Annotated in this window: 10 protein-coding genes and 3 rRNA genes; all 13 read right to left on the minus strand. The window is 71.0% G+C overall.

Annotated elements, in window-relative coordinates; translation table 11 throughout:
* Positions 1-53: 53 nt before the first annotated feature.
* Positions 54-1,067 carry an HAD-IIA family hydrolase gene (locus tag E5225_RS09975; RefSeq protein WP_135973836.1) on the minus strand — a complete coding sequence of 338 codons (1,014 nt, stop codon included), beginning with the start codon at positions 1,065-1,067 and terminating at the stop codon, positions 54-56.
* Complete coding sequence (locus E5225_RS17935) at positions 1,064-2,176, minus strand: hypothetical protein (protein WP_243738272.1); 1,113 nt, start codon at positions 2,174-2,176, stop codon at positions 1,064-1,066. Before E5225_RS17935 ends, E5225_RS09975 begins: the two co-directional genes overlap by 4 nt.
* 2,085 nt (positions 2,177-4,261) lie before the next feature.
* Positions 4,262-4,378, minus strand: a 5S ribosomal RNA gene (gene rrf, locus E5225_RS09985).
* A gap of 102 nt (positions 4,379-4,480) precedes the next feature.
* Positions 4,481-7,585 (minus strand): 23S ribosomal RNA (locus E5225_RS09990).
* Between the two features lie 492 nt (positions 7,586-8,077).
* Positions 8,078-9,597, minus strand: a 16S ribosomal RNA gene (locus E5225_RS09995).
* Together the 16S, 23S and 5S rRNA genes form the textbook arrangement of a ribosomal RNA operon.
* A gap of 808 nt (positions 9,598-10,405) precedes the next feature.
* Complete coding sequence (tyrS, locus tag E5225_RS10000; protein ID WP_135973754.1) at positions 10,406-11,668, minus strand: tyrosine--tRNA ligase; 1,263 nt, start codon at positions 11,666-11,668, stop codon at positions 10,406-10,408.
* A 91-nt stretch (positions 11,669-11,759) separates the two neighbouring features.
* Positions 11,760-12,497, minus strand: a complete 738-nt coding sequence (locus E5225_RS10005; protein ID WP_135973753.1) for a DNA-3-methyladenine glycosylase — start codon at positions 12,495-12,497, stop codon at positions 11,760-11,762.
* Positions 12,494-13,159 carry a nucleoside/nucleotide kinase family protein gene (locus E5225_RS10010; protein WP_243738257.1) on the minus strand — a complete coding sequence of 222 codons (666 nt, stop codon included), beginning with the start codon at positions 13,157-13,159 and terminating at the stop codon, positions 12,494-12,496. The genes E5225_RS10005 and E5225_RS10010 overlap by 4 nt, the downstream gene beginning before the upstream one ends.
* Positions 13,159-14,604, minus strand: a complete 1,446-nt coding sequence (gene argH / locus E5225_RS10015; protein WP_135973752.1) for an argininosuccinate lyase — start codon at positions 14,602-14,604, stop codon at positions 13,159-13,161. The genes E5225_RS10010 and argH overlap by 1 nt, the downstream gene beginning before the upstream one ends.
* Positions 14,597-15,838: an argininosuccinate synthase gene (locus E5225_RS10020; protein WP_135973751.1), complete on the minus strand. Its 1,242-nt coding sequence runs from the start codon at positions 15,836-15,838 to the stop codon at positions 14,597-14,599. Before E5225_RS10020 ends, argH begins: the two co-directional genes overlap by 8 nt.
* 75 nt (positions 15,839-15,913) lie before the next feature.
* Positions 15,914-16,426 carry an arginine repressor gene (locus tag E5225_RS10025; protein WP_135973750.1) on the minus strand — a complete coding sequence of 171 codons (513 nt, stop codon included), beginning with the start codon at positions 16,424-16,426 and terminating at the stop codon, positions 15,914-15,916.
* On the minus strand, positions 16,423-17,355 hold the full coding sequence (gene argF / locus E5225_RS10030; RefSeq protein ID WP_135973749.1) for an ornithine carbamoyltransferase: 933 nt from the start codon (positions 17,353-17,355) through the stop codon (positions 16,423-16,425). Before argF ends, E5225_RS10025 begins: the two co-directional genes overlap by 4 nt.
* Complete coding sequence (locus E5225_RS10035; RefSeq protein ID WP_135973759.1) at positions 17,352-18,638, minus strand: acetylornithine transaminase; 1,287 nt, start codon at positions 18,636-18,638, stop codon at positions 17,352-17,354. Before E5225_RS10035 ends, argF begins: the two co-directional genes overlap by 4 nt.
* Positions 18,639-18,672: the final 34 nt, after the last annotated feature.

The raw sequence follows: 18,672 nt of genomic DNA on the forward strand, positions 1-18,672 counted from the left end.
CGACGGGCGCGACCCACAAGGGCCGGTCGGCGCGACCGCGCGGCCGCCCCCGCTCAGAGCTCCGGCACGCCGGCCGCATCCACGGGCGTCCCGCGGTCGGCCGCGTCCCACGCAGCGGCGCACGCGGCGCGGACGAGGTCGAGCCGACCTTCCGTGCCGCCGTGCGGGCGCAGCTCCAGGGCCCCGCCGACGACCCGTGCCGCGGCGCCGCGGCACGCCCACCAGCCCCCCTCGGCGACGGGCGCCGGGTGCGGCTCGAGCAACGACAGCAGGTCCGCACCGATGAAGTGCGGACGCTCGCCCGGGACGGCGAGGACGTCGTCGCGGGCGCTGCTGACACCCGTGAGCACGTGCAGCCCGGGGATGTCCCCGGAGCGGGCACCCGCGAGGTCCGTGTCGAGCCGGTCACCGACCACGAGCGGGGCCCGCGCCCCGGCGCGCTCCACAGCGAGCCGGTACATCGTCGGCGAGGGCTTCCCGGCGCTGGCCGGCTCCACACCGGTCGCCGCGCGCACCGCCCCGACCAGCGACCCGTTCCCGGGCGCGAAGCCGCGCGCCGTGGGCAGGCTCAGGTCGAGGTTCGACGCGACGTGCCACGCGCCGCGCTGCACGGCGTACGCCGCCTCCGCGAGCTGCGCCCAGCCGAGCTCGGGCGCGAACCCCTGCACCACCGCGACGGGACCGTCGTCCGCCGACCCGACGACCTCGTAGCCCTTGGCGCGGACCGCGGTCAGCAGGCCGGCTCCGCCGACCACCAGCACCGGCGAGCCCGGCGGCACGCGCGTCGCCAGCAGCTCGGCAGCCGCCTGCGCCGCGGTCATCACCTCGTGCGGCGCCGTCGGGATGCCGAGCCCGACGAGCTGGTCCGCCACCTGCTCCGGCTCGCGAGAGGCGTTGTTCGTGACGAAGACCACCCGCATCCCCGCCGCGCGGGCGGCGTCGAGGCCCTCGGCCGCCCCGTCGATGGGCTCGTGACCGCGGTACGCGACCCCGTCGAGGTCGACGAGGGCCAGGTCGTACCGCGTGGCGAGCGGCTCGTCGCAGGCGAGCAGACCTGCTCCGCTCACCGTGCGTCCTCGCCGTCCGCGCCCTGCGTCGCCGACGCGGCGTCCTCGACGGGGGCGTCCGTCGTGGCGTCCTCGACGGGGGCGTCCGTCGTGGCGTCCTCGACGGGGGCGTCCGTCGTGGACGTGTCCTCACCCTGCGACGCCACGTCCTCCGGCGCCTCGTCCTGAGGCGCCACGTGCTCCGGCGCCAGGCCGCGGGCCCCGTGCACCACACCCTCGCCGTCCGGGACGGCGCCGTCGTCGACCGACACAGGGTCGCCAGACTCCTCGTCGTCCTCGTCGCCCACCTGGCCCTCGTCCACGCCGACCTGGCCGTCGTCGTCCCCGACCCGACCCTCGTCGTCCCGCACGTCGTCCGCGGTGCCGTGGTGGGCGTCCGCGTCCGCGGCGTGCTCGCGGTCGGCCGACTCCTCGGCCTCCGCCGCGTCGTCCTCGAGGTCGTAGACCAGCACCTCCTCGTCCACCTCGACGACCCCGGCCGCCTCCTCCAGCTCACGCTCGGAGTAGGGAGCCAGCTCGGCCGCCGCCTCCGCGTGCCGGCCGGCTGCCTCGAGGGCCGCGGCGCGCGCCTGCGCGACGCGCACGGCCAGCACGCCGCCGGCACTGCGGACGAGGTCCGTGGAGAGGGCGGCGACCGCCGCCTCCGGCTGGCCCATGTCGAGCCGTGCGCCGCTGACGACCATCGCCAGCTCCACGCGCGTCGGGGCCGGCAGCGCCTCCGCCTCGGGGTCCTGCGCGAGGGCGATGGCACGCTCGGGCCGCCCCAGCCCGCGCTCGGCGTCGGCCATCACGGCCAGGTGCTCGGAGGACCCGTTGAGCCGGCGGACGGTACGGAGCTCGCGGAGCGCCTCGGCGTAGCGGCCGGTGCTGTAGGCCGCGATGCCCGCCGCCTCGCGCACGACGTCCACACGTCCGGCACGCCGCACCGCGGCAGTCGCGTGCTCGTAGGCGCGCTCCGGGTCGACGTCGAGCAGACGCCCGACCATCACCAGGTGCCGTCCCACGCGCTCGGCGTTGTCCTTGCTGAGGGTGCGCAGCGGCCGGCGGGCGTCGCGGTCGAGGTCCGAGAAGGTCACGTCGTCGGGGATCTCCGGCTCCGGCACGCGCACGCGCTCGGGGTCGTGCCGGTCGGCCGCACGAGGCGGTCGATCCTCGCCGGCGTGCCCGCGGTGACCGGCGGGACCGGCCCCCCGGGCGTCGGCGCGACCGCCGTCGTCCCCGCGGCGCGGGGCTCGCGGCCCGGCGGACGCACGACCACCCGAGCGGTCGTCGCCACGCGGCGCGGCCCGCTCGCCCTCGCGGCGCTCCCACGGACGGCCCCCGTCGGCAGGCCGCTCGGGGCTCCGGCCGGTCGCCGGATGCTCGGCACCACCGGGGCGCCCGCCGGAGCGCTCACCACCGCCCTGCCGGGCGCCGCGCTCGTCCGTCGAACGGCCGGTCGGCCGCCGGTCCTCGAACCGCTCGCGGGCCGGCCGGTCGCCGAAACGCGCGCCGCCCTCCCCACGACGGTCGTCAGCACCACGGGTGTACCCGCCACGCTCCTCGAACCGTGCACCGCCCTGGCGGTCGCCCGCCGGCCGCTGCCCGCCGGACGACGGGCCGAAGGAGCGGCGGTCGTCACGCTGACCGGCACCCCGACGCTCGTCAGCGCCGCGCCGGTCGTCAGCACCGCGCCGGTCGTCGGGCCGCGACCCGCCACCGCGGCGGTCCTCGGACCACGGGCGTGCCGGCCGGTCACCGAAGCGGGAGCTCCCCTGCTGCTCGTCACGTCCGCGCCCGTCGCCGGAACGCCCGCCGGCCGGCCGCCCGCTGCCCGACCACGGGCCGCCCGAGCGCTCGGGACGTCGGTGGTCGGCAGCGTAGGGACGGCGCGGCCCGACCTCGTCGCCTCGATCGGGGCGGCTCCACGCACCACCCGAGGAACGCGGGGCGTCCCCACGCCCTCCGGAGCTCGCACCGCGCACCGGTGCCGCGTCGTCACGACGCCACGTGCCGGAGCGGGGCCCGTCCTCGCGGCGGGGCCGAGCGTCACGCTCGCCCCGGTCGTCACGCCAGCCGCCGCCGCGCTCGGCCGCCGACGGGCGATCGTCCCGACGGCCTGCACCCGCGGGCCGCGAGAACCCGCCGCTGCGTGCGCCGCCCGGCGCTCCACGGTCACGGTCGGGGCCGTTCGACGACCCGCCGGCCCAGGGACGCTGCGGGGAGCCCCCGCGCTCGTCGCGCGCACCGCGCCACCCCGCCACACGCGGGGCGCCGGGGCGCGAGTCGCCGCCGCGTCGGTCGTCGCGCGGACCACTGCCGCCGCGCTCCGCCGAGGGACGTGCGCCACCGACCGCGCGGGCATCGCGAGCGCCGCCGAACGTGCGCGGACGCGCACCCCGGTCGTCGCCACGGCCCGACTGCTCACGGCGGTCCCCACCCCACGCAGGACGCGCACCACGGTCGTCGCCACGGCCCGACTGCTCACGGCGGTCCCCACCCCACGCAGGACGCGCACCACGGTCGTCGCCACGGCCCGACTGCTCACGGCGGTCCCCACCCCACGCAGGACGCCCACGGTCGTCGCCGCCGTGCGGGCGCGCGCTCCGGTCGTCGCTGCGACCCGGCCGCGTCGTCCGCGCGTCGCCACCCGACGGGCGCCCACGGTCGTCGCCACGGCTCGGTCGACCACTGCGGTCGGCGCTGCGGTCGGCGCTCCAGCCGGACCGCGGGCCCCGGTCGTCACCACGGTCCCGGCCCGCCGGAGCACCCCGGTCGTCGCGGCCCACAGAGCCGTACCGGGATCCGCCGCGCGGCGCACCGCCGCGCGGGCCGCCCCCGCTCGTGCGGGGGCGTGTCGAGTCGTCGCCCTGTCGGCGCTGGTAGGGGCGTCGCTCGTCCGAGCCGTCGCTGTTCATGTGTGTACTCCTCGTCGTACGTCGACGCCCATGGTCTCATCACCGCGTTGCGCGGGTAGGCGTTCACGCCGTCACAGACGTCACGGCGGATCGGTCGGGGATGTGCCGTCGACCACGCCGGCACACGCGCAGCCGGTCGGGCCGCTTCGCTCGTGCTGCATCGGGCGGGATCGGCGCGAGCCGCACGACATCCACGAGGAGGGCCCGAGCGGGCCGACGTGGACTCGTGAATGGCGGAAAGTGCCGTGGAACGCACGAAGGCCCACCCCTGGTGGGGTGGGCCTTCGTGGAATGGTTGTCCGGCGGCGTCCTACTCTCCCACACCCTGGCGGGTGCAGTACCATCGGCGCTGAAGGGCTTAGCTTCCGGGTTCGGAATGGGACCGGGCGTTTCCCCTTCGCTATGACCGCCGTAACTTCGTCGAGATGACGAGCAGGCCCTCCCGCACACGAAGGTGGGGAGGGGGCCCGTTGGTTTCTCGGGAACCGCACAGTGGACGCGTAGCAATGAATGGTGTTAGTCAAGTTGTCGGCTTATTAGTACCGGTCAGCTGCGGCAGTCTTTCGTCCTGCCTTCCACATCCGGCCTATCTACCCAGTGGTCTAGCTGGGAGCCTCTCACCCCGTAGGGCATGGAAACCTCATCTTGAAGCAGGCTTCCCGCTTAGATGCTTTCAGCGGTTATCCCTTCCGAACGTAGCCAACCAGCCGTGCTCCTGGCGGAACAACTGGCACACCAGAGGTTCGTCCGTCCCGGTCCTCTCGTACTAGGGACAGCCCTTCTCAAGTTTCCTGCGCGCGCAGCGGATAGGGACCGAACTGTCTCACGACGTTCTAAACCCAGCTCGCGTACCGCTTTAATGGGCGAACAGCCCAACCCTTGGGACCTACTCCAGCCCCAGGATGCGACGAGCCGACATCGAGGTGCCAAACCATGCCGTCGATATGGACTCTTGGGCAAGATCAGCCTGTTATCCCCGGGGTACCTTTTATCCGTTGAGCGACGGCGCTTCCACAAGCCACCGCCGGATCACTAGTTCCGACTTTCGTCCCTGCTCGACCTGTCAGTCTCACAGTCAAGCTCCCTTGTGCACTTGCACTCGCCACCTGATTGCCAACCAGGCTGAGGGAACCTTTGAGCGCCTCCGTTACATTTTAGGAGGCAACCGCCCCAGTTAAACTACCCACCAGGCACTGTCCCTGATCCGGATGACGGACCGAGGTTAGATATCCAGAGCGACCAGAGTGGTATTTCAACGTTGACTCCACCGACACTGGCGTGCCGGCTTCACAGTCTCCCACCTATCCTACACAAGCCGCACCGAACACCAATACCAAGCTATAGTAAAGGTCCCGGGGTCTTTCCGTCCTGCTGCGCGTAACGAGCATCTTTACTCGTAGTGCAATTTCGCCGAGTTCGCGGTTGAGACAGCGGAGAAGTCGTTACGCCATTCGTGCAGGTCGGAACTTACCCGACAAGGAATTTCGCTACCTTAGGATGGTTATAGTTACCACCGCCGTTTACTGGGGCTTAAATTCTGAGCTTCGCCTTGCGGCTGACCCGTCCTCTTAACCTTCCAGCACCGGGCAGGCGTCAGTCCGTATACATCGTCTTGCGACTTCGCACGGACCTGTGTTTTTAGTAAACAGTCGCTTCTCCCTGGTCTCTGCGGCCCTCCACGCTTCCCGGGCAAGCCGGTACACGCTTGAGGCCCCCCTTCTCCCGAAGTTACGGGGGCATTTTGCCGAGTTCCTTAACCACGATTCTCTCGATCGCCTTGGTATTCTCTACCTGACCACCTGAGTCGGTTTGGGGTACGGGCGGCTAGAACCTCGCGTCGAGGCTTTTCTTGGCAGCATAGGATCACCCATTTCCCGCATACGCGGTACCCGTCGGTTCTCAGGCTGATGAGGTGCGGATTTGCCTACACCTCGCCCTACGGCCTTGGACGTGGACTACCATCGCCACGCTGGGCTACCTTCCTGCGTCACCCCTGTTAATACGCTTACCTACTACCGGTTCGGGTCCCGTGCTCCGACCCGCGATGTCCCCGAAGGGACGGTGCGGACCATCGGACGGTTAGCATCACCGGACTCGGTATGGGCGGTTCTTCGCCGGTACGGGAATATCAACCCGTTGTCCATCGACTACGCCTGTCGGCCTCGCCTTAGGTCCCGACTTACCCAGGGCGGATTAGCCTGGCCCTGGAACCCTTGGTCATTCGGCGGACGGGTTTCTCACCCGTCTTTCGCTACTCATGCCTGCATTCTCACTCGTGTGGGCTCCACCACTGGGTTCCCCCGCGGCTTCACTGCCCACACGACGCTCCCCTACCCATCCACACGACTGAACCACGAAGGCTTGTCTCGAGTGTGAATGCCACAGCTTCGGCGGTGTGCTTGAGCCCCGCTACATTGTCGGCGCGGAATCACTTGACCAGTGAGCTATTACGCACTCTTTCAAGGGTGGCTGCTTCTAAGCCAACCTCCTGGTTGTCTGTGCAACTCCACATCCTTTCCCACTTAGCACACGCTTAGGGGCCTTAGCTGGTGGTCTGGGCTGTTTCCCTCTCGACTACGGAGCTTATCCCCCGCAGTCTCACTGCCACGCTCTGGCTTACCGGCATTCGGAGTTTGGCTAACGTCAGTAACCTGGTGGGGCCCATCGGCTATCCAGTAGCTCTACCTCCGGCAAGAAACGCGTGACGCTGCACCTAAATGCATTTCGGGGAGAACCAGCTATCACGAAGTTTGATTGGCCTTTCACCCCTAACCACAGGTCATCCCCCAGGTTTTCAACCCTGGTGGGTTCGGGCCTCCACGCGGTCTTACCCGCGCTTCACCCTGCCCATGGCTAGATCACTTCGCTTCGGGTCTAGAGCACGCGACTGAAACGCCCTGTTCGGACTCGCTTTCGCTACGGCTTCCCCACACGGGTTAACCTCGCCACGTACCACTAACTCGCAGGCTCATTCTTCAAAAGGCACGCCGTCACCCCTGCTAGGGAGGCTCCGACGGATTGTAGGCACACGGTTTCAGGTACTATTTCACTCCCCTCCCGGGGTACTTTTCACCTTTCCCTCACGGTACTTGTCCGCTATCGGTCACCAGGTAGTATTTAGGCTTACACAGTGGTCTGTGCAGATTCACTCCGGGTTTCTCGGGCCCGGAGCTACTTGGGATCCCCATCGGGAGGCCACGCCATTTCGTCTACGGGGGTAACACCCTCTGTGCCGGGCCTTTCAAGACCCTTCGACTATGACGCGACTTTCTGACTCCCTGTCAGTTCGGCAGAACCAACTGACGGGTCCCACAACCCCGTACGTGCAACACCTGCCGGCTATCACACACGCACGGTTTGGCCTGATCCGCTTTCGCTCGCCACTACTCACGGAATATCTCTTCCTGCCGGTACTGAGATGTTTCACTTCCCGGCGTTCCCTCCACACACCCTATATATTCAGGTGCGGGTCACCACACATGACTGTGGCGGGGTTTCCCCATTCGGAGATCCTCGGATCACGGTTCGTTTGCCAACTCCCCGAGGCTTATCGCAGGCTACAACGTCCTTCTTCGGCTCCTGGTGCCAAGGCATCCACCCTGTGCCCTTATAAACTTGACCACAAAAGATCATTCAAAGATGCTCGCGTCCACTGTGCAGTTCTCAAGCAACCACCGGACCCCGCCGGCACCCGGGCACGCCTACCCCCACGCTCAACAAGCGCGGGAGAGGTTCACACCCACCGACGGACCCGAAGGTCCCTCCAGCCCCCACCCCTCCCATCCCACCCACACACGTGGACGGACAAGAAGCAGCAGGGACCTTCACGACCCCGAAGCAACACCCCGAACCGGGCTGTTCCCTCAGGACCCAACAGCGTGCCAGGCCAACCCTTCCACCAGCAGGACATCCGTTCCCTCCCACCCGGCGCACACCCCGAGCAAGCTCGAGACGCAACACCAGGCGGCGTACTAGGCACCCACCAGCCTCCAGGCCGGCCGTAGTCGATGTTCCACCCGTGAGCACCACCCCCCACACGAACGGTGAGGGCATGGGCCTGGACACCGACCGCCCACCCATGACAGGCGGACCCCGATGCCAGATGCTCCTTAGAAAGGAGGTGATCCAGCCGCACCTTCCGGTACGGCTACCTTGTTACGACTTAGTCCTAATCGCCAGTCCCACCTTCGACGGCTCCCCCCAAAAGGTTGGGCCACCGGCTTCGGGTGTTACCGACTTTCATGACTTGACGGGCGGTGTGTACAAGGCCCGGGAACGTATTCACCGCAGCGTTGCTGATCTGCGATTACTAGCGACTCCGACTTCATGGGGTCGAGTTGCAGACCCCAATCCGAACTGAGACCGGCTTTTTGGGATTCGCTCCACCTCGCGGTATCGCAGCCCTTTGTACCGGCCATTGTAGCATGCGTGAAGCCCAAGACATAAGGGGCATGATGATTTGACGTCATCCCCACCTTCCTCCGAGTTGACCCCGGCAGTCTCCCATGAGTCCCCGGCATAACCCGCTGGCAACATGGGACGAGGGTTGCGCTCGTTGCGGGACTTAACCCAACATCTCACGACACGAGCTGACGACAACCATGCACCACCTGTGCACCGACCTTGCGGGGCACCCATCTCTGAGTGTTTCCGGTGCATGTCAAGCCTTGGTAAGGTTCTTCGCGTTGCATCGAATTAATCCGCATGCTCCGCCGCTTGTGCGGGCCCCCGTCAATTTCTTTGAGTTTTAGCCTTGCGGCCGTACTCCCCAGGCGGGGCACTTAATGCGTTTGCTGCGGCACGGAATCCGTGGAATGGACCCCACACCTAGTGCCCAACGTTTACGGCATGGACTACCAGGGTATCTAATCCTGTTCGCTCCCCATGCTTTCGCTCCTCAGCGTCAGTTGCGGCCCAGTGACCTGCCTTCGCCATCGGTGTTCCTCCTGATATCTGCGCATTCCACCGCTACACCAGGAATTCCAGTCACCCCTACCGCACTCTAGTCTGCCCGTACCCACTGCAAGCCCCAGGTTGAGCCTGAGGTTTTCACAGCAGACGCGACAAACCGCCTACGAGCTCTTTACGCCCAATAATTCCGGACAACGCTTGCGCCCTACGTATTACCGCGGCTGCTGGCACGTAGTTAGCCGGCGCTTCTTCTGCAGGTACCGTCACTTGCGCTTCTTCCCTGCTGAAAGAGGTTTACAACCCGAAGGCCGTCATCCCTCACGCGGCGTCGCTGCATCAGGCTTGCGCCCATTGTGCAATATTCCCCACTGCTGCCTCCCGTAGGAGTCTGGGCCGTGTCTCAGTCCCAGTGTGGCCGGTCGCCCTCTCAGGCCGGCTACCCGTCGTCGCCTTGGTAGGCCATTACCCCACCAACAAGCTGATAGGCCGCGAGCCCATCCCCCACCGATAAATCTTTCCAGACGCTCCAGATGCCCGGGCGCCTCGTATCCGGTATTAGACCTCGTTTCCAAGGCTTATCCCAGAGTAGGGGGCAGGTTGCTCACGTGTTACTCACCCGTTCGCCACTGATCCGGTCAGCAAGCTGACCTTCACCGTTCGACTTGCATGTGTTAAGCACGCCGCCAGCGTTCGTCCTGAGCCAGAATCAAACTCTCCGTAAATGTCACACAGCCACCCACCAGGCGAACCCGGCAGGCAACAGACACAACAAAGAACCCCAAACCAATGGGGCCGAAACTGGTCTCTACCCCAGACCACCACCCACAGGGGCGCGGATGCGAGATCTGGGCTCGACACCAAATAAATGGCATCGACTACTTGGCACACTGTTGAGTTCTCAAGGAACAGACGCTCATCCTCGATCAGCCTTTCGGCATCCCGCAGGAGGCTCGTTCACCATCGTAGCGGAACATTTCCGCTTCCCTGACCACCGGAGTGGCAGTTCCGCAATTCCGCCGCGGCGTTAACCGTAGCTCAGTTCTCGGAGTTCTTCGACCACCATCGGTGATCATTTCCCCTCGTCGTCCCGACCACGCTCTGCGCCGTCGTGACCCTCCCGCTGCCGGCCACCGTGGTGACCGCCAGCCGTTCGGGCCGGGTCCCGCACCTTACACCCCGACGCAGCGAGCGCCGAGGAGGTACGTGCGAGTTGTTGCCCTGCTCCGCGGGACCGTCCGCCGATCGTCTCGGCGTCCGTTCCTCCCTGCTGGGCGGGCCTTGAGTACGTTACGCCGCCCGAGCGGCCGGCGCAAACCGCGTCGGCCGTGACCGTGGTCACCGCTCGAGACGCGCCCCGGCAGGGTGCGTCGACGGCCGGGCGCGTGCCGCGGCCGACCTGCCCGTTCCCCGGCCGACCCACGCACCGCTCCGCCGGGGGCCGTCCGCGGCGGGCAGGGGTTGCCGTCCGCGCCGGGCACCGCCCGCTGCACGGGCCGGCCGGGCCCGGTGCAGCGGGGCGGTGTGCGCCGGTCAGGCCTGGGCGTCGACGACCGCGAGCGTGCGCTTGCCGCGCCGCAGCAGCGCCCACCGCCCGTGCAGCAGCTGGTCCGCGGTGAGCACCGCGTCCGGGTCGGCGACCCGTGCGTTGTTCACGGACGCACCACCCTCGGCGACCGCACGGCGCGCCGCCGCCTTGCTGGGCACCAGCCCGGTCGCCGCCATGAGGTCGACCACCGCGTCGCCCGCGGTCCCGCGCGCCGTCGGCAGCTCGGCCACCGCGGCGGCGAACGTCCCCGCGTCGAGGTCCTCGAGCGCGCCCCGGCCGAAGAGCGCCTGGCTCGCCGCGACGACCGCGTCGGCGGCGGCCGTGCCGTGGACCAGGGCCGTCACGTCGTACGCCAGCGTGCGCTGCGCCTCGCGCGCGGCCGGCCGTGCCCGCACGGCCTCCTCGAGCGCGGCGATCTCGTCGCGCGTGCGGAACGTGAACACCTTGAGGTAGCCCACGACGTCGGCGTCGTCGGTGTTGACCCAGAACTGGTAGAAGGCGTACGGCGTCATCATGTCGGGCGCGAGCCACACGGCCCCGCCCTCAGACTTCCCGAACTTGGTGCCGTCCGCCTTGGTGATGAGCGGGGTCGTGAGCGCGTGCACCGCCGTCCGCTCGGTCTTGCGGATCAGGTCCACGCCGGACAGCAGGTTCCCCCACTGGTCGTTGCCGCCGGTCTGCAGCGTGCAGCCGTGGCGACGGAAGAGCTCGCGGTAGTCCAGCCCCTGCAGGATCTGGTAGCTGAACTCGGTGAAGGAGATGCCCTCGTCGCTCGCGAGCCGGCGCGCCACCGTGTCCTTGGCCAGCATCGTGCCGAGGCGGTAGTGCTTGCCCACGTCGCGCAGGAAGTCGATGGCCGAGAGGCCCCCGGTCCAGTCGAGGTTGTTCACCATCACGGCGGCGGCGGGGCCCTCGAAGTCGAGGAAGTGCTCGATCTGGGCGCGCAGCCGGCCGACCCACTCGGCCACCGTCTCGGGCGTGTTGAGCACGCGCTCCCCCGACATGCGGGGGTCGCCGATGAGCCCCGTGGCGCCGCCGACCAGGGCGAGCGGGCGGTGGCCCGCGAGCTGGAGGTGGCGCATGAGGACGAGCTGCACGAGGTGGCCGTGGTGCAGGCTCGGTGCGGTCGGGTCGAAGCCCGTGTAGAACGTGACGGGACCGTCGGCCAGGGCCTGCGCCAGTGCGTCGCGGTCCGTGGTCTGGGCGACGAGCCCACGCCACTCGAGCTCGTCGAGGATGCTGCTCACGTCTGTCTCCTCCTCGCGGGCGCCGCGAGGCGCCCGGGGTCCGGTCGTGCGGTCGGCAGGGTCCGTGGTGGTGGCGCCGTGGGCACCGGTCTCAGGCCGACGTCGTCGCCCCGCGCGGGGCGTCTGGCGACGTCGGCGACCGATACGCCGGGCGGTACGCCGACACCGTGCGCTCCCCCGTCAGCCACAGGCGCCACGGGTGCGCCGAGGCGTCGCCGCCCGGGCCGGACACGCCGACCCGCGGGCCGGTCACGACGGCAGGCAGCACCGTGCCGGCGTCGCGGCGGCGCACGACCACGGGGCCGCTCGGCTCCGTGACGTCGCAGCCGTTGGCCGCCAGGTCCAGGCCGAGGCACACGGCGAGCCGGGCCGGGCCGCGCGCGAGCTGCCGGGCGCTGTCGACGACGCCGGACCGCGCGCGGCGTGCCCAGGCGACGTCGGCCCCCTCGACCACCTCACCGGCGCGCAGCAGCACGGCGGACGCGCGACCCGCGGGCTGCGTCACGACGTTGACGCAGTGGTGCAGGCCCATGTGGCGGTACACGTACAGCCGCCCGGGCTCCGCGAACATCGCCGCGTTGCGCCCGGTCCGGCCGCGGTGCGCGTGCGACCCGGGGTCGTCCTCTCCGCCGTACGCCTCCAGCTCGGTCAGTCGCACCGTCACGGTGCCCTCGGGCGAACGCGTCGTCACGTACCCGCCGAGCAGGTCGCGCGCGACCTGCAGGACGTCGCGTGCGAACCAGGTCCGCGCGGGCACCGGTCCGAGGCCGAGGACGCCGCCCGGGGGCGGTGCGTCCCCCGGCCCGGTCCCCGGCGCGACGGTGGTCACGGCGTCATCATGCCAAAGGCGTCGAGGTGGACGTCGGCGCGTCCGCGCGTGCCCTCCCGCGCGAAGTGCTCCTGCTCGTCGGCCATCCACGCGAGCCAGTGCGCCCGGGCGGCCTCGCCGTCGCGCTCGAGGCCGCGGCGCAGACGCAGGTCCCGCGGGGCCTCGACCCACACGCGCAGCGTCGCGTGCGGGTCCGCGGCTCGGGGCGCGGACCCGCAGCCCTCGAGCACGAGCACGTCCGGCACGGGGACGTCCACCCAGCCGTCGAAGCGGTCGGACGCCCAGTCGAAGCGCTCGTAGCGCCCGGGCCGCCCGCGCCTCAGCTGCTCGAGCACCTGGACGGACAGCCGCGCCCACAGCGAGCCCTCGAGGCCACGCCAGCCGGCGTACAGGTCGTCGAGGTGGAGCACGGCGGCACGCACGCCGCGGTCGTGCAGGCACCCCGCGAGGCGGCCGGCCGCCGTGGTCTTGCCCGAGCCCGCGGGACCGTCGACGCAGACGAGGCGGACGGGCCCGAGCCGGCGCGGGCCGGCCAGCACGCGCACCGCCAGCAGGTCCGCGACCCGCGTCGCTCCCGGCGGGCCGTCACCCGACGCGTCCCGTCCGCCCTGCGGCCCGCAGTCCTGCCGCCGGCCCGTCGAGGCCCCGGGCGGCAGCTCCATCAGGAGGCGCGGGAGGCGCGGAGCGTGGCGGCCGCGTCCCGCGCGCGGACCAGCTGCTCGCGGACGCGCACCGGCGCCGTGCCACCGTGGGCGGACCGCGACGCGAGGGAGCCCTCCACGGACAGCACCGCCCGCACGCCCGGCGTCAGGTGCGGCGAGATCGCGGTCAGCTGCTCGTCCGTGAGGTCCCACAGCTCGAGCGGTGGCTCGTGCTGCTCGCAGGCGCGCACGCACTCGCCGGCGACCTCGTGCGCGACGCGGAACGGCACGCCCTCGCGGACGAGCCACTCGGCGACGTCGGTCGCGAGCGAGAAGCCCTGCGGCGCGAGCGCCGCCATGCGCGCGGTGTCGAACGTCAGCGTCGCGACCATCCCGGCGAACGCGGGCAGCAGGACCGTGAGCTGGTCGACCTGGTCGAAGACCGGCTCCTTGTCCTCCTGCAGGTCGCGGTTGTACGCGAGCGGCAGGCCCTTGAGCGTCGTCAGCAGGCCGGTCAGGTCGCCGACCAGGCGGCCGGCCTTGCCACGCGCCAGCTCGGCGACGTCGGGGTTCTTCTTCTGCGGCATGATGCTCGACCCGGTCGAGTACGCGTCGTGCAGGCGCACGAAGCCGAACTCCTTCGTCGACCAGAGGACGACCTCCTCGGCCAGGCGCGACAGGTCGACCGCGACCATCGCCGCGACGAAGGCGAACTCCGCCACCACGTCGCGCGCCGCGGTGCCGTCGATCGAGTTCTCGACCGGTGCGTCGAAGCCCAGCTCGGCGGCGACCGCGGCCGGGTCCAGGCCGAGCGACGAGCCCGCCAGCGCGCCCGACCCGTACGGGGAGACCGCGGCGCGGCGGTCCCAGTCGGCCCAGCGCTCGACGTCGCGCAGCAGCGGCCACGCGTGGGCGAGCAGGTGGTGCGCGAGCAGCACGGGCTGCGCGTGCTGCAGGTGCGTGCGTCCCGGGACCGGCGCGTCGCCGGCCGCCTCGGCCTGCGCGACGAGCGCGTCGACGACGTCCAGCACCATGCCGGACAGCACGCGCGCCTGCCGGCGCAGGTACATGCGCACGAGCGTCGCGATCTGGTCGTTGCGCGAGCGGCCGGCCCGGAGCTTGCCCCCGAGGTCCGCGCCGGCACGCTCGATCAGCCCGCGCTCGAGGGCGGTGTGCACGTCCTCGTCGTCGGGAGTCGGCGCGAAGGCGCCGGACGCCACGTCGGTGCGCAGGCGCTCGAGGGCGTCCTCCATGGCCGCGACCTCGGCGTCCGTCAGGAGGCCCGCCGCGTGCAGGACGTGCGCGTGCGCGACCGACCCGGTGATGTCGTCGTCGGCCAGGCGCCAGTCGAACTGCGTCGAGCGCGACAGCTCGGTGAGGGCCGCCGCGGGGCCGGACGCGAAGCGCCCGCCCCACAGCGCGATCGGGCCCCCGCCGGCTGCCGCTGCCGGGCCCTGCTCAGCCACGCGCGATCCCGCCCTGGTGCCCCAGGTCGGGGGCGTTGCCGAACTTCACGTCGCGCGCCGCGGCCAGCTTCGAGCTCAGGCCGTAGATCTCGATGAAGCCCTTCGCGGCGGACTGGTCGAACGTGTCGCCCGTGTCGTACGTCGCGAGGTTGAAGTCGTACAGGCTCGTGTCCGAGCGGCGGCCGGAGACGGTCGCGCGGCCGCCGTGCAGGACGAGCCGGACGTCGCCGGACACGTAGCGCTGGGTGTCGTCGACGAACACGTCGAGCGAGCGCTTGAGCGGGCTGAACCACTGGCCGTCGTACACCAGCTCGGTCCAGCGCTGCTCGACGCCCCGCTTGAACCGCGCCTGCTCGCGCTCGATCGTCACGTTCTCGAGCTCCTGGTGCGCGGCGATGAGCGCGATGGCACCCGGGGCCTCGTAGACCTCGCGCGACTTGATGCCGACGAGGCGGTCCTCGACGATGTCGATGCGCCCGACGCCCTGCGCACCGGCGCGGCGGTTCATCTCCTGGATGGCCTGCAGCGGCGTGACGGGCACGCCGTCGAGCGCCACCGGGACGCCCTCGGCGAACGTGACGACGACCTCGTCGGCGACCGGCGGGAACGTCGGGTCGTCCGTGTACGTGTAGACGTCCTTGGTCGGGCCGTTCCAGATGTCCTCGAGGAACCCCGTCTCGACCGCGCGGCCCCACACGTTCTGGTCGATCGAGAACGGGTTGTGCTTCGTCGTCGCGATCGGCAGCTGGTGCTTCTCGGCGTAGTCGATCGCCTTGTCGCGCGTCAGCGCGAGGTCGCGGACCGGTGCGAGGCACTTGAGGTCGGGCGCGAGGGAGGTGATGCCCACCTCGAAGCGGACCTGGTCGTTGCCCTTGCCGGTGCAGCCGTGGGCGACGGTCGTCGCGCCGAACTGGCGGGCCGCGCGGACGAGGTGCTTGACGATGACCGGGCGCGAGAGCGCCGAGACCAGCGGGTAGCGGTCGAGGTACAGGCCGTTGGCCTTGAGGGCCGGCATGCAGTACTCGGTGGCGAACTCGTCGCGCGCGTCGGCGACGTACGCCTCGACGGCGCCGCAGTCGAGCGCACGGCGGCGGATGACCTCGAGGTCCTCCCCGCCCTGGCCGACGTCGACCGCGACGGCGATCACCTCGGCGCCGGTGGCCTCGGCGATCCAGCCGATGCCCACCGAGGTGTCCAGCCCCCCGGAGTACGCGAGGACGACGCGATCGGTCATGTCAGGTTCTCTCCTTCTCGGCAAGGTCAACGTGCATGAACATACACGCCCCCGCGGACATATGCATAAACGGTCTCAGCCCTCGCCCGCGAGCGCGAGGAAGCGCGCCGCGACGGCCTCGCCGCCGTCGGGCCCGCGCGCGATGACCAGGACCGTGTCGTCGCCCGCGATGGTGCCCATGACCTGCGGCAGCACCGAGTGGTCGATCGCGGAGGCCAGGAACTGCGCCGCACCCGGCGGGGTCCGCAGGACGACGAGGTTGCCCGACGCCTCGGCCGTGACCAGCAGCTCCGCGCACAGGCGCGCCAGGCGCGCGGCGAGCATCTCCGTGCCCGTGGTGGCCGGGGTCCGGTCCCCGCCCTCCTGCGGCACCGCGTACGCGAGCGCACCCGACGGCGTGCGGATCTTCACGGCGCGCAGCTCCACGAGGTCGCGGGACAGCGTCGCCTGCGTGACGTGCACGCCCTCGTCCGCGAGCCGCTCGGCCAGCTCCCCCTGGGAGTGCACCGAGCCGCGGGACAGCAGGCTCGTGATGAGCGCGTGCCGCGCCGCCTTCGTCGACGGGATGGCGCCCGTGGGGGTGCTCACCGCTCCGCCAGCAGGAACGTCAGCAGCGCCTTCTGCGCGTGCAGCCGGTTCTCCGCCTCGTCCCACACGACCGACTGCGGGCCGTCGAGCACGTCGGCGGTGATCTCCTTGCCGCGGTAGGCGGGCAGGCAGTGCAGGACGAGCGCGTCGGGTGCGGCCAGCGCCAGCGCGTCGCCGTCGAGCCGGAACGCCGTGAACCGGCCCGCGCGCTCCCCCGCCTCGTCCTCCTGGCCCATCGAGACCCACGTGTCCGTCGCGACGACGTCGGCTCCCGCGACGGCCTCGTCGCGGTCGTGCAGCACCGCGACCGAGCCGCCGGTGCGGGCCGCGACGGCGCGGGCAGCGGCGAGGACCTCGGGGTCGGGCAGGGCGTCGGCCGGGGTGCCCACGCGCACGTGCAGGCCGGCCGTCGCACCGCCCAGCAGGTACGAGTGCGCCATGTTGTTCGCACCGTCGCCCACGTACGCGAGCGTCGTGCCCGCCAGACCCGCCACGCCGCCGCGGTGCTGCGCGATCGTCGTCAGGTCCGCGAGCACCTGGCACGGGTGGAACTCGTCCGTGAGCGCGTTCACCACCGGGACGCCCGCGACCGCCGCCATCTCGTCCAGGCGCGTCTGCGCGTGGGTCCGCCACACCACGGCCGCGACCTGCCGGCCCAGCACGCGCGCCGTGTCCGCGATCGACTCGCGGACGCCGATCTGCGCGAGCGTGCCGTCGACGGCGAGCGGGAAGCCCCCCAGCTCGGCGATGCCGGTGACGAAGCTGACCTGCGTGCGCAGCGTCGGCTTGTCGAAGATCACGGCGACCGCCCGCGGGCCGGACAGCGGGGTACGCAGGAACCGGTCGGCGCGGAACGCGAGCGCGAGCTCGAGGACGTCCGCCTGCTCCTGCGGGGTCAGGTCGTCGTCGCGCAGGAAGTGCCGGGTCACGGGGTCTCCTCGACGGGCTCGGGGGGCAGTGCTGCCACGAAGTCGACGAACGGCTGCGCCTGCTCGTCGGTGAGGACGTACGGCGGTGCGATCCGCAGCGTCGTGGGCGTGCACGGGTTGACGACGATGCCGGCGTCGAGCGCGTCCGCCGCGACCCGCACCGCGACGGGCGCCGCGAGCTCGACCGCGATGAGGAGGCCCTCGCCCCGCACCTCGCGCACGAGGGGGTTGCCGGTCGCGGCCAGCCGCGCGCGCAGCCGCTCCCCCAGCGCCGTGACGTGGGCGAGCAGACCGTCCCGCTCGATCACGCCGATGGTCGCCAGGGCCGCCGCCGCGGCGACCGGGTTCCCGCCGAACGTCGTCCCGTGCTGGCCGCGGCTGAGCAGCGACGCCACGTCCGGCCCGAAGGCGATCAGGCCGCCCACGGGGAAGCCGCCGCCGAGGCCCTTGGCGACCGTCACGACGTCCGGCACGACGCCGCCACCCAGGTGCGGGTGCTGGTACGCGAACCAGCGGCCGGTCCGGCCCATGCCCGACTGGACCTCGTCCAGCACCAGCAGCGCACCGTGCGCACGCGTCAGCTCGCGGGCGCGGGCCAGGTAGCCGGGCGGCAGCGCACGGACGCCGGCCTCGCCCTGGAGCGGCTCGACCACGAGCCCGGCGACCTGGTCGCCCCCCTCGGCGAACGCCGCCTCGAGCGCCTCGGTGTCGCCGAACGGCAGGAACTCCACACCACCCGGCAGCGGCTCGAACGGCGCGCGGTACGCGGGCTTGTGCGTGAGCGCCAGCGCACCCATGGACCGCCCGTGGAAGCCGCCCTCGAGGGCGAGCACGCGCGGGCGGGCGCCGTCCGAGTGGCGGCGCAGCAGCTTGAACGCGGCCTCGTTGGCCTCCGTGCCGGAGTTCGTGAGGAACACGCGGGAGCCGCCCGGCGCGCCCGCGAGCGCGAGCAGCCGCTCGGCGAGCGCGATCTGGGTCGGGCTCGCGAAGAAGTTGGAGACGTGACCCAGCGTGCCCAGCTGCGCGCTGACCGCGGCGGTGAGCGTGGGGTGCGCGTGCCCCAGCGAGTTGACCGCGATGCCACCGAGCAGGTCGAGGTAGCGGCGACCGTCGGCGTCCCAGACGTACGGGCCCTCGCCGCGCACGAGGACGCGCTGCGGCGGGCCGAACGTGTCCATCACGGCGTGGGTGTAGCGGTCGGTCCACTCGGCGACGGACCCGGCGCCGGCCGGCAGCGGCAGCGCGTCGTCGGGGGCGTCGGCGCGGTGCCGGCCGGGCGTCACGGCGGGCGCGGCGGCGTGCTCGGTCGGTGCGGCG

It is taken from the genome of Cellulomonas shaoxiangyii, assembly GCF_004798685.1.
Lineage (GTDB): Bacteria > Actinomycetota > Actinomycetes > Actinomycetales > Cellulomonadaceae > Cellulomonas > Cellulomonas shaoxiangyii.

What these genes read in the sequence shown, in the direction of transcription:
- E5225_RS10010 (WP_243738257.1), bottom strand. Translation starts at nt 13,159, where the DNA reads ATGGAGCTGCCGCCCGGGGCCTCGACGGGCCGGCGGCAGGACTGCGGG.
- E5225_RS10020 (WP_135973751.1), bottom strand. Translation starts at nt 15,838, where the DNA reads ATGACCGATCGCGTCGTCCTCGCGTACTCCGGGGGGCTGGACACCTCG.